Source organism: uncultured Stenotrophomonas sp. (assembly GCF_913778665.1).
Taxonomy (GTDB): domain Bacteria; phylum Pseudomonadota; class Gammaproteobacteria; order Xanthomonadales; family Xanthomonadaceae; genus Stenotrophomonas.
In genome coordinates this window covers 350,225-362,478 of the sequence record NZ_CAJYVQ010000008.1, presented here as the reverse complement: position 1 = coordinate 362,478, position 12,254 = coordinate 350,225, and the positions used below count along the sequence as shown (strand labels likewise).

At 67.1% G+C, this 12,254-nt stretch carries 9 protein-coding genes; 2 read left to right on the top strand and 7 right to left on the bottom strand.

The window, feature by feature from the left end; all coding sequences use genetic code 11:
- Positions 1-35 precede the first annotated feature (35 nt).
- The gene (gene mscL, locus QZ853_RS10330; RefSeq protein WP_295572700.1) at positions 36-449 is read left to right on the top strand and encodes a large-conductance mechanosensitive channel protein MscL; all 414 of its coding nucleotides are present in this window, start codon (positions 36-38) and stop codon (positions 447-449) included.
- 181 nt (positions 450-630) lie between these two features.
- A complete protein-coding gene (locus tag QZ853_RS10325; protein ID WP_295572698.1) occupies positions 631-2,052 on the top strand; it encodes a M28 family peptidase in 1,422 nt (473 codons plus the stop codon).
- 61 nt (positions 2,053-2,113) lie between these two features.
- On the opposite strand, the gene QZ853_RS10320 is transcribed toward QZ853_RS10325, so the two are convergent.
- From QZ853_RS10320 to QZ853_RS10290, 7 genes are all read right to left on the bottom strand, one after another.
- A complete protein-coding gene (locus QZ853_RS10320; protein ID WP_295572696.1) occupies positions 2,114-3,565 on the bottom strand; it encodes an alanine/glycine:cation symporter family protein in 1,452 nt (483 codons plus the stop codon).
- 10 nt (positions 3,566-3,575) lie between these two features.
- Positions 3,576-4,568 (bottom strand): hypothetical protein, encoded by a 993-nt coding sequence (locus tag QZ853_RS10315; protein ID WP_295572693.1) that lies wholly within the window; start codon positions 4,566-4,568, stop codon positions 3,576-3,578.
- 257 nt (positions 4,569-4,825) lie between these two features.
- The gene (locus QZ853_RS10310; protein WP_295572691.1) at positions 4,826-5,662 is read right to left on the bottom strand and encodes a TrmH family RNA methyltransferase; all 837 of its coding nucleotides are present in this window, start codon (positions 5,660-5,662) and stop codon (positions 4,826-4,828) included.
- The gene (locus QZ853_RS10305; protein ID WP_295572688.1) at positions 5,655-7,172 is read right to left on the bottom strand and encodes an alanine/glycine:cation symporter family protein; all 1,518 of its coding nucleotides are present in this window, start codon (positions 7,170-7,172) and stop codon (positions 5,655-5,657) included. The genes QZ853_RS10310 and QZ853_RS10305 overlap by 8 nt, the downstream gene beginning before the upstream one ends.
- Positions 7,173-7,352: 180 nt before the next feature.
- Positions 7,353-7,937, bottom strand: a complete 585-nt coding sequence (locus QZ853_RS10300; protein ID WP_295572686.1) for a GNAT family N-acetyltransferase — start codon at positions 7,935-7,937, stop codon at positions 7,353-7,355.
- Entirely contained in the window at positions 7,930-11,055 is a 3,126-nt protein-coding gene (locus QZ853_RS10295) for an efflux RND transporter permease subunit (protein WP_295572683.1), read from the bottom strand. Before QZ853_RS10295 ends, QZ853_RS10300 begins: the two co-directional genes overlap by 8 nt.
- On the bottom strand, positions 11,052-12,158 hold the full coding sequence (locus QZ853_RS10290; protein WP_295572680.1) for an efflux RND transporter periplasmic adaptor subunit: 1,107 nt from the start codon (positions 12,156-12,158) through the stop codon (positions 11,052-11,054). Before QZ853_RS10290 ends, QZ853_RS10295 begins: the two co-directional genes overlap by 4 nt.
- Between the last annotated feature and the right edge of the window lie 96 nt (positions 12,159-12,254).

The window sequence follows — 12,254 nt, the reverse complement described above, 5'->3', positions numbered from 1 at the left end:
GCCCTGTCCTCTTCCCCCAACGGAGAAAAACAACAATGGGAATGCTCACCGAGTTCAAGGAATTCGCGATGCGCGGCAACGTCATCGACCTCGCCGTCGGCGTGGTGATCGGCGCGGCCTTCGGCAAGATCGTGACCGCGCTGGTGGAGAAGATCATCATGCCGCCGCTGGGCCTGCTGATCGGCAAGGTGGACTTCTCGGAGCTGGCCTGGACGCTGTCGCCGGCCCGGCTCGGCCCGGATGGCAAGGAGATCCCGGCTGTGGTGATCGGCTATGGCGACTTCATCAATACGCTGATCCAGTTCGTGATCGTGGCCTTTGCCATCTTCGTGGTGGTCAAGGCGATCAACCGCCTGTCGCGCAAGAAGGAAGCTGCTCCGGCCGCCCCGGCCGCCACGCCGGAAGACGTGCTGCTGCTGCGCGAGATCCGCGACAGCCTGAAGAAATAAGGCCACCTGCCGGTAGTGCCGGCCAGCGCTACCGCGACAGCACGAAAGCCCCGCCCCCGGCGGGGCTTTCGCTTTGCCGGACATGGCGGAAAACAGCATTCGCGCCCGCCATGACCTCCCGCCCATGCGCCGGCCTGAACGACTGTTAAGCTCCAAGGCTTGGTCCCTTCCGGAGTTGCCCATGCGTCGCCGCGTTCTTGCCATCGCATCTTCCCTTGCCCTGCTGGCCGCTCCGGCCTTCGCGGCGCCGCACACCACCACCCTGCCGCCGGCCTCGCTGGCCACCGCCGCGCAGCTGCGCGACCAGGCGCTGGCCGATGACACCGGCTGGAAAGTCGTCGAGTCGCTGACCACCGAGATCGGTCCGCGTATCGCTGGCAGCGAAGCCGACGCCCGCGCCGTGGCCTGGGCCGAAGCCAAATTCAAGGCACTCGGCTTCGACAAGGTGTGGAAAGAGCCGGTGACGTTCCCGAAGTGGGAGCGCCGCAGTGAACACGCCGCAGTGACCGGCAGGAACCCGCAGCCGCTGCAGATCACCGCACTGGGTGGCAGCCCGGGCGGCACAGTGGAGGCGGAAGTGGTGCGCTTCGCCGATCTGGCCGCGCTGCAGGCCGCACCGGCCGGTTCGCTGAAGGGCAAGATCGCCTTCGTCGATTACCAGATGCTGCCGTTCCGCGATGGTCGCGACTACGGTCGTGGCGGCGCGATCCGCAGCAAGGGCCCGTCCGAGGCCATCCGCAAGGGCGCAGTCGGCTTCCTGATGCGCTCTGCGGGCACTGACTCGCACCGCGTGCCGCACACCGGCATCACCCGTTTCGATGAAGGCCTGACCCCGGTGCCGTCGGCGGCGCTGTCGGTACCCGATGCCGACCAGCTGGCGCGCCTGCTGGCGCGTGGCGCGACCACCGTGAAGGTGGCACTGGACTGCGGTTGGGATGGCACCGCCACCTCGTACAACGTGATCGGTGAGATCACCGGCCGCACGCTGCCGAAGGAAGTGGTCGTCATCGGCGGCCACCTGGATTCGTGGGACCTGGGTACCGGCGCGGTGGATGACGGCGCGGGCGTGGGCATCACCATGGCCGCAGGCCACCTGATCGGCCAGCTCAAGCAGCCACCGAAGCGCACCATCCGCGTGATCGCTTTCGCCAACGAAGAACAGGGGCTTTACGGCGGCAAGGCCTACGCCGAAGCGCATGCCAAGGACGTGGCCCTGCATCAGCTGGCCGCCGAGAGCGACTTCGGCGCCGGCCGCATCTATGCCTTCAACACCGGTTCGCCGAACCCGGAGGGCTCCCGCGAAGCGACCCGGCAGATTGCCGAAGTGATGAAGCCGCTCGGCATCGAGTATCAGGCTGACAAGGGTGGCCCGGGCCCGGATGTCGGCCCGCTCGCAGCCAAGGGCGGTGCGTGGGCGTGGCTGGCGCAGGATGGCTCGGACTATTTCCACCTGCACCACACTGCCGACGACACGCTCGACAAGATCGACCCGAAGGCACTGGCGCAGAACGTGGCCGCGTACACCGTGTTCGCGTATCTGGCGGCGGAAGCCGATGGCAGCTTCGGCAGTGAAGCGAAGGCGACCACGCCGCCGAATGAGTGAGGCGGTGACCCAAGGGGTTCAGGGCCCTCGCACTTGGCGAGGGCCCTGAACCCTGATCGCGTTAGCTTTCCCAGACCCGCATGTTGCTTACCCCGATCGCCTGCGGCTTGAACTGCGGATCACGCTGCATGCGCTTCTGCGCCTCGTAATCGCGCAATGCGGCCAGGGCAGGCCTTTGCAGCAGCAGGATGGCAAGGATGTTCAGCCAGCTCATGAGGCCGACGCCGATGTCACCCAGCGACCAGGCCACCGTTGCACTGTTCACCGCCGAGTAACCGGTTGCTGCCAGGAACAGCAGCTGGAAGCTGCCCATCACCCAGGGCGTCGGTCGATCGCGGCACAGGTAGCTGATGTTGGTCTCGGCCATGTAGTACAGCGCCAGGATGGTGGTGAACGCGAACGGCAGGATCGCCAGCGCCACGAACGAACGGCCGAAGCCCGGCAGCGCGGATTCCACCGCATGCTGCACGAAGCGCGGCCCCGCCTCGACGCCGGGCAGGTTACCCAACAGCAGGCGCGCCTCGTCCGGAATGCCGTTCACCGCCGGGTCGTAGACGTTGTACAGGCCGGTGGACAGGATCAGGAACGCGGTCGCGCTGCACACCACCATGGTGTCGATGTAGACCGAGAACGACTGCACCAGGCCCTGCTTGACCGGATGCGAAACCTCCGCGGCGGCGGCCGGGTGCGCGCCACTGCCCATGCCGGCCTCGTTGGACAACACGCCGCGGCGCACGCCCCACTGGATGGCGGTACCGATCATCGCGCCGAACGCCGCATCCACGCCGAAGGCACTGCGCAGCACCAGCATGATCACTTCCGGCACCTTGTCCGCGTTGAGCACCATGACCAGCGCCGCGACCAGCAGGTAGGCCACGGCCATCAGCGGCACCACCCATTCGGCCACGCGCGCTATGCGCCGCACCCCGCCAATGAGAATGGCACCCAGCACCACCAGCAGAACCGCAGTGGTGGTCATCACCGGCACGTCCCAGGCTTCGCTCACCGCACTGGTGATCGCATTGGACTGGGTGCCGGCCAGCATCGCGCCAGCCAGCACCGTCACCAGTGCGAACAGCACTGCATACCAACGTTGGCCGAGGCCTTTTTCGATGTAGTACGCCGGGCCACCCCGGTACTGCCCCTTGCCGTCGCGATCCTTGTAGATCTGCGCGAGCGTGGACTCAATGAAGGCGCTGGAGGCGCCGAGGAAGGCGACGATCCACATCCAGAAGATCGCGCCGGGCCCACCGAAGGCGATGGCCATGGCGACGCCGGCGATGTTGCCGACGCCCACGCGACTGGACAGCGAAAGGGACAACGCCTGGAACGGCGACACCCCGGCGTCGGAGCGCTCATGCCGGAACATCAGGCGCAGCATCTCCGGCAATGCACGCAGCTGGATGAAGCGCGTGCGCACGCTGAAGTACAGGCCGGTGAGCAGGCACAGCACCACCAGATAGGGGCTCCAGACAACGCCAAGGATTGCATTGACGATGGATTCGATATTCATCGGCGGCCCCTCAGAAGAACATGCCCAGGGCGACCTGGGGGCTGATGATGCGGCCGGTGTTGCGGCCTGCCACGCTGAACTCGACGCCGGCGATCAAGCCCAGTGACGGGCTGAAGTGGTACTCCACGGCCGGCGCCAGGGTGACGCTGCGGCTGGCTGGGCGATGTTCGTCAATGCGCTCTACGTTGCCGCTGGCGTTGCGCGCGAAACCACTCAGGCGCTGGCCGGTCTCACGGCTCGCGGCCACTTCCATCACGCCGACCCAGCGCTGATTGAAGCTGTACTCGGCACCCACGGACAGGCCCAGCACCGACCCTCGGGAGATGTGCCCCTGGAAGCTGTCATCGGTGCCGTAGACGCTGGCCCCGGAGATCGCCGTCCGCGACGGCGCAGGCCCGGCGCTGAGCTGGGCACGCCAGCGCAGCGGGCGGTTGTCACCCAGCCAGACCACCTGCTGCACGCCCAATGCGGCGGTGGTGCGTTGCACACCGTCGCCCTGTGCATCAAGCGGATTGCCAGTGATGCGATCATGACTACCGGTGCTGAAACGCTGCACCAGCGCGACCGAGATGGCCGGACGGGTGCCATCGGCATTGGGCGCCTGCAGCAGGTACTGCAGGCGCGCAGTGGTATCGCCAGCGCGGAAACCACTGCTGCGCGCGCTGCCCTGCTCGGCACGCGACGCACTGAGATTGACCTGGCCCATCACCCGGTCGCTGAAGCCGTAGATGATCGGCACCACGGTCACCCACGCACCACTACGCTCGGCGCTGCGGCGGCGATCCCCGTTATTGTCGTAGTGGGCGCGGCTGTCGACCCGCACCAGATAGGGTTCGATGTACCAGTTGCCCTGCGGCAGGCCCGCCGGATTGGGGGTAATCAAAGGCCCGGTGAAATTGACCCCCTCCAGGCTGCGCTCTTCGGCCTGCACCGCGGGGGCCGCAAGCGCGCACAGCACCAGCTGCAGGGATGCGCGCAGCGCGTGGCGTTGGATTCGATGCATGGGAACCACTCCTGTCCGACGTTGGATGGAGGTCCACCGTGCGATGCAGGATGCGGCTCAACAATGAGACAAATTCTAAAAGCGCGTACTCATGCATCAAGCATGCTTGATGCATCATGATCGGTCGCAATCAGCATGCTTTGCAGGCGGCATCCCGCGTGCGATCCGCATGGTCACGCTGGCGTCTTGCAGGATCCGCGCAAAAAACCCGGCCACGAGGACCGGGCTTCTGGTCGCCACGCGATGAAAGAGCCGCCTCAATCGTCGCGACGGCTCGCCCACTGCGCCAGCAGTACGGCCGTGGCCGAGGCCACGTTCAGGCTCTCCACCGCGCCGCTGCCGGGAATGGAGACCCGCTGATCGCACTGCGCGGCCAGGCTGCGGTCCATGCCCTCACCCTCGGCGCCCATCACGTACACCAGGCGTGCCGGCAGGGACGCGCGGAACACGTCATCACCACCTTCAACCAAGGTCGCGGCCAGGCCGAAACCAGCTCCGCGCAGCTGCGCCATCGCCAGTGCAGTCTCCGGAAGCTGCACCAGCGGTACCGATTCCGCACCGCCTTCGGCCACGCGCGCAGCAGCACCCGACAGCGCCAGCGTGCTGCCGGCCGGCAGCAACAACGCCTTGACGCCAAAGTGAGCGGCCGACCGCAGGATCGCGCCGAAGTTGTGCGGATTGCCGACACCATCCAGCCACAACGCCAGCGCCGGGCCTTCGCCCAGATCCTCCAGCCACTGTGCCAGCGGCACCACCGGCGCGCGCAGCACGTCGGCCACCAGGCCTTCGTGATGGGTGGTGGCGGCCAGCTTGTTGAGGTCGCCCTCTTCCACCACGCGATAGCCCACGCGGTTGGCCACGCACCACTTCAGCACCGGCTGCATGCGCGGAATCAGCGCGTCCACCAGATACAGCTTGCGCAACGCCTGCGGGCGCTTGGCGAACAGCGCCTGCACGGCGTTCCAGCCATACAGGCGCAGCTCGTCGTTGCCACGCCCCGGCGGCGGCGGGGTGCCGCCCTCGCGCGGAGGCAGCGGGGTGGCCCGCGGCGGTCGCGACGACGGGCGGCGGGCATTCTTCCAGGGATCATTCACTACGGGACAACTCCAGCTTGCGTTGACGCCAGAAATCGGCGTTCTTGATGCCCAGGGCATCGGGGTCGAAGGTCGGATCGAGGCCGAGCTTCTTCTGTCGTTCGTAATCACGCAGGGCCAGCATCGCCGGCTTCTGGATGATGAGGATGGCAATGATGTTCAGCCAGGCCATCAGGCCCACGCCGATGTCACCCAGCGCCCAGGCCAGGGTGGCATTGTGGAACGCGCCGAACACGACCATGCCGATGATGCCCAGGCGCAGCAGCAGCACGGTCAGCGGGCGCTTCTTGTTGTGGTTCACATAGCTGAGGTTGGTCTCGGCCATGTAGTAGTACGCCATGATGGTGGTGAAGGCGAAGAAGAAGATGGCGATCGAGACGAACGCCGAACCCCAGCCCGGCAGCACCGCTTCCACGCCGGCCTGCGCGTAACCGGCGCCTTCCGGAATGCCGGCCAGGCCCTGGAAGATCGGCGCTGCGCCTTCCACTGGCGAATACACGTTGTAGGTGCCGCTGGCCAGGATGAGGAACGCGGTGGCGGTGCACACCATCATGGTGTCGAAGTAGATGGCGAAGGCCTGCACGTAACCCTGCTTGGCCGGGTGCGAGACTTCCGAGGCCGCAGCCGCGTGCGGGCCCGAACCCTGGCCGGCTTCGTTGGCGTAGATGCCGCGCTTGATGCCCCACTCCACCGCCAGGCCCATCATCGCGCCGAATGCGGCGTGGGTGCCGAAGGCGCTCTTGAAGATGATGCCGAACATTTCCGGCACGCGGTCATAGTTGATGATCATGATGACGATGGCCGTCAGGATGAAACCGGCGGCCATGAACGGCACCACCACTTCAGCGAAGTTGGCGATGCGCTTGACGCCGCCGAAGATCACCACGCCCAGCAGCAGCGCCACCACGATGCCGATGCCCAGCTTCAGCGCCTGCACCGATTCCATGCCGAAGGCCTGGCCATCAAGCGGGCCGCACAGCGCGGTACCACGGCAGGCGTTGATGATGCTGTCGGCGATGGCATTGGCCTGCACGCCCGGCATCAGGAAGCCGGCAGCGATGATCGTGGCGATGGCAAAGGCCAGCGCGTACCACTTCAGGCCCATCGCCTTTTCGATGTAATAGGCCGGGCCACCGCGGTAGCGGCCTTCGGCATCCTTGGTCTTGTAGATCTGTGCCAGGGTGCATTCCACGTACGAGGTGGACGCGCCGAGGAAGCCCATCACCCACATCCAGAAGATCGCACCCGGGCCGCCGAAGGCGATGGCGGTGGCCACGCCGGCGATGTTGCCGATGCCCATGCGGCCGGCCATCGACATGGCCAGGGCCTGGAACGAGGACACGCCGGCGTCGGATTTCTCACCCCTGACGGTGAGGCGGCACATCTCGACGAACCCCCGGATCTGCATGAAGCGGGTGCGCAGGCTGAAGAACAGGCCGGCGGCCAGGCACATGAAGATCAGTGCCTTGCTCCAGATGATGCTGTTGATGAAATGTACGGTAGCTTCCACGCGCGCTCTCTCCAGTCGGCGGGTTGTAAGGACGTCCCGTCGGCTGGCGGGGACCGGTCGATTCTCCCTGATCGCAGGCCGCTGCGGTAGCGCTGTTTTGTGGAGCCGAGCCCATGCTCGGCTTGGGCGCCCGAGGGCAGCCGAGCATGGACTCGGCTCTACAGCGACCAGCCCGCGCGCTCACGGCCGCTGCGTGCGTACCCGGGCGAAGCGACGCAGGTCATGCAGCTCGCCGCGCTTGTGGATCGCGCAGCGCTCCACGCCCTCTTCCTGGAAGCCGTTCTTTTCCAGTACCCGCGCCGAGCCGAGGTTGAAGTCGACTACCCCGGCCTGCAGCCTGAACAGGCGCAGCTCATCCATCACCCAGGGGGCGAACAGACCGACCACGCGGGTCATCAGGCCCTGGCCCCAATATGCCTGGCCCAGCCAGTAGCCAAGTTCAGCCATATGACCGCGCTCGGCGCTGCCCTGCTGCGCGCCGACACTGCCGCAGGCCCGGCCATCGATCTCGATGGCCAAGTTCAGGGTGCCCGGGTTCAGCACACGGCCGGCGAGGAAGGCCTCGCCGTCTTCGCGCGTGTAGGGGTACGGGAAGCGGTCGCGCAGGCCCCGCGATACGTCGGGGTCGTTGGCGTGGCGCAGCAGTGACTCCAGATCATCCGGGCGCCAGGGACGCAGTCGAAAGCCGTCGCCCTGCAGGTTTGGGGTCAGGACCCGTTCCCGCTCGGAAAGGGATCCGACCCCGTTGGCGGGCCGGTCAGGCATGCCCGCCCACCGACGGCGACTCCGCTTCCTGCTTCTCCAGCTCGCGCTTCACTGCTTCCGGCGAACGGGTGTACGGGGCCAGCCGCGCGTAGAACGCCGGCACCACGAACAGCGACAGGAAGGTCGAGAGGGTCACGCCGAAGATGATCACGATGCCGATCGTGCCACGGCTGGCCGAGCCGGGACCACCGGCCACCACCAGCGGGATCGCACCCACCACGGTGGCGATCGAGGTCATCAGGATCGGGCGCAGGCGCACCATCGCCGATTCGATGATTGCCTCGCGAACGGTGCGCCCGTCGTCGCGCAGCTGGTTGGCGAATTCGACGATGAGGATGCCGTTCTTGGCCGCCAGGCCGACCAGCATGACGATGCCGATCTGGCTGAACAGGTTTACCGTGCCTCCGCTCACCCACAACCCGACCAGCGCGCCGAGCACGCCCAGTGGCACCGTCAGCATGATGGTGAGCGGGTGGATGAAGCTCTCGAACTGCGCGGCCAGCACCAGGTACACCACCAGCAGGGCCATCGCGAATGTCAGCAGCACGGCGCCACCGGCACTCTGGTACTCGCGTGATTCTCCCTTCCAGTTCAGCTGCGCGTACTGCGGCAGCTCTTCGCGGGCCACGTTCTGCGCCCAGCCGATGGCCTCGCCCAGCGGGTAGCCCGGCGCCAGGCCGGCGGTGATGGTGATCGAGCGCAGGCGGTTGAAGCGGTTCAGGGTGCCCGCCTCGGCCACTTCACTGAGTGTGACCAGGTTGGACAGCGGCACCAGCTCACCGGAGGTGGCACGCACGCGGATCGCAGCCAGGTCGGCCGGGCTGGCACGGCCATCGCGACCGGCCTGCACCAGCACGTCGTACTCCTCGCCGTTGTCGACGAAGGTGGTGACGCGGCGCGAACCCATCATGGTTTCCAGCGCCGAACCGATCGCGGTGACCGGCACGCCCAGGTCAGCCGCACGCTGGCGGTCGATGTTCACCCGCATCTGCGGCCGGGTTTCCTTGTAGTCCGAATCCGGGCCGACCAGGCCGGGATTGTCGGCCATGCGCAGCAGGACGCGGTCGCGCCACTGCGCGATTTCGGCATATTCCGGGCCTCCCAGCACGATCTGGAAGGGCTGGCCGCCACCGCGCACCAGGCCGCCACCGACCTGGGTGCGCACGCGCACGCCGCGGATGGTGTTCAGTTCCTTCTGCAGCTCATTGGCCACATCCGGCGTGGCCTCGCTGCGCTGGCGCCACGGCTGCAGGAAGATGCTGACGCGACCGGTGTGCATTTCCTCGCTGGCCCCCCAGCCACCCGGCACGCGCGGGTTGGCGCGCACGATCGGCTTGTCCGGGCCGACATGCGGGGCCAGCAGCGCTTCCACCTGCTGCACCTGCTGCACGGTGTAGTCGTAGCCGGCGCCCTCCGGGCCGTCGATCATGATCTGGAACGAACCGCGGTCTTCGGCCGGCGCCAGCTCCGACGGCAGCAGCTTCAGCAGGCCCCAGCTGGCGGCCAGCGCGGCCACCATCACCAGCAGGTAGATCCAGGTGCGGTCCACATGATGGTCGAGCACGCGCCCGTAGCCCGAGGCCAGACGTTCCAGATTGCGGTTGATGAAGCCATGCAGGCCACGCGGTGCCTGACCCGTGTGCGGCTTGAGCAGCTTGGACGCCATCATCGGCGTCAGCGTCAGCGCCACGAACGCGGACAACGCCACCGCTGCCGCCAGCGCCACCGCCAGTTCGCGGAACAGGCGGCCGGTATTGCCTTCCAGGAAACCGACCGGCAGGAACACCGCAACCAGCACGGCGGTGGTGGCGATCACCGCGAAGGCGACCTGTGCGGTGCCGCGCTTGGAGGCCACCAGCGGTGGCTCGCCCAGATCGATGCGGCGCTGCACGTTCTCCACCACCACGATCGCGTCGTCCACCACCAGGCCGATGCACAGCACCAGAGCGAGCAGGGTCAGCAGGTTGATCGAGAAGTCGAACGCATACAGTGCGATGAACGCGGCCACCAGGCAGACCGGCACGGTCACCGCCGGAATCAGTGCGGCGCGGAAGCTGCCGAGGAACAGCCAGATCACCGCCAGCACCAGGATCATCGCCTCCACCAGCGTGGCGTAGACGCGGTCCACGGCGGCTTCGATGAAGGTGGTGTTGTCGAACGCAACAAAGATCTGCGTGCCCTTGGGCAGCGACAGCGCCACACGCTCGGCTTCGGCACGCGCGGTGCGCGCCACATCCAGCGAGTTGGCGGTGGAGGTCTTGACGATGCCCAGGCCGATGCCCGGCTCACCGTTGCTGCGGTAGTACGCGCGACGCTCCGCCGAGGCCAGCTCGATCTTTGCCACGTCGCCCATGCGCACCACGTAGCCGTCGCGGCCCTTGCCCAGCGGGATGGTCGCGAAGTCTTCCGGCTTGATGTAGTTGCGCTCCACGCGCAGGGTGAAATCGCGGTCGGTCGACTCGATGCGGCCGGCCGGCAGTTCTACGTTCTCGTTGCGCAGTGCGGTTTCCACATCGCCGGTGGTCAGCCCGCGCGCGGCCAGCTGGTCACGGTCCAGCCAGATGCGCATCGCGTAGCGCTGGCGGCCACCGATGCGGACCTGGGCCACGCCGTCCAGGCTGGAGAAGCGGTCGACCACGTAGCGGTCGGCGTAGTCGCTCAGTTCCAGCGTGTCCATGGTCGAGGAGACCATGTTGAACCAGATGATTGGATCGGCATCGCTTTCGACCTTGGCGATTTCCGGCGGGCGCGCTTCTTCCGGCATGCGGTCGGCGACGCGGCTGACCGCATCGCGCACGTCGTTGGCCGCCGCTTCGATATCGCGGTTGGAGGTGAACTCGATGCTGACCTGCGAGCGGCCGTTGGTGCTGCGCGCGTTGATCGTATCGATGCCTTCAATACCAGCCAGCGCATCTTCCAGCACCTGGGTGATGCGGCTTTCGATGACCGCTGCCGACGCACCGGTGTAGTCCACCGACACCGAGACGATCGGCGGATCGATGGCCGGCAGCTCGCGCAGGGTGAGCCGGGTGAAGGACATCACGCCCAGCACCAGCAGCAGCAGGCTCATCACCACGGCGAACACCGGCCGCTGGATGGAGATGTCGGACAGTTTCATCCGCCGTGGCCCTCGGCCGCGACCGGCGCCGCTACGTCAGCTGACTTGGCCGCACTGGACGGTGCCGCATCCTTGGCCGCGACCTTCAGGCCCGGGCGCAGCTTGCCGGTGCCGTCGACCACGATGCGCTGGCCGGCCTCCAGCCCCTGCTTGATCTCGACCACGCCGGCACGGCGCGCGCCGGTCACCACGTCCACGCGCTCGACGCTGTCGTCGTTCTTGATGCGGTACACAAAGGTGTCGCGGCCGACCTGCACCACGGCGATTTCCGGCACCACCAGCGCCGGGCGCTCGGGACGGAACAGGCGCACGTCCAGCAGCATGCCCGGGCGCAGCGCATGGTCGCCGTTGGCGAAGTCGGCGCGCACGGTCACCGCGCGGGTGGCCGGATCGATGCGTGCGTCGATGGTGCTGACCACGCCGTCGAAGGTGCGGCCCGGCCACGCCACGCTGGTGGCGCTGACCTTGTCACCGACGCCCAGTGCGGCCAGTTCCACTTCCGGCACTTGGAAATCGACGTGCATGTGCTCGATGTCGTCGAGCGTGGCGATGACCGTGGTCGGGGTCACCAGCGAGCCAGGGCTGACCTGGCGGATACCGAGCACGCCGGCGAACGGTGCGCGCACACGGCGATCACCGATGTCGGCCTGCATCTGCATCACGCGCGCCTCAGCGGCATCACGGATCGACTTCTGCGTATCCAGCGTGGCGCTGGACACCAACCGCTGCGTGGCCAGCTCGCGCTGGCGCTTGTACAGCTGGTCGGCCTCGTGGAAGGTGGCCTGCGCCTGCACCAGCGCCGCTTCCTGGGCCTGCCCGCGCAGGGTCACGATCGGGGCACCGGCGGCGATGTGCTGGCCGCTTTCGAAATGCACCTTCTCGACGATCTCGCTGACCTTGGCGGTGACGCTGATCGACTCGCGCGCCTTGGCGGTGCCCAGTGCCTGCAGGGTGTCGCTCCACTGCGTGGGCTGCACGACCTGCGCGGTGACCGGCACTGCTTCGCCCTGCCGACGCGCGGCGGCCTCCTGTTTGCCTGCGCACCCGGCCAGCACGGCCAGGCTGAGGCCAAGGGCCAGGGTCGAAGCGATACGAGCCAACATGAACGGTCCTGATTGATCCACGGCCGCCGAGTGTAGGCAAGGGCCTGCAAAAGCGGTATGTGCCAAGCGTTTACCGGCGTTGAACCGGCACTGCGA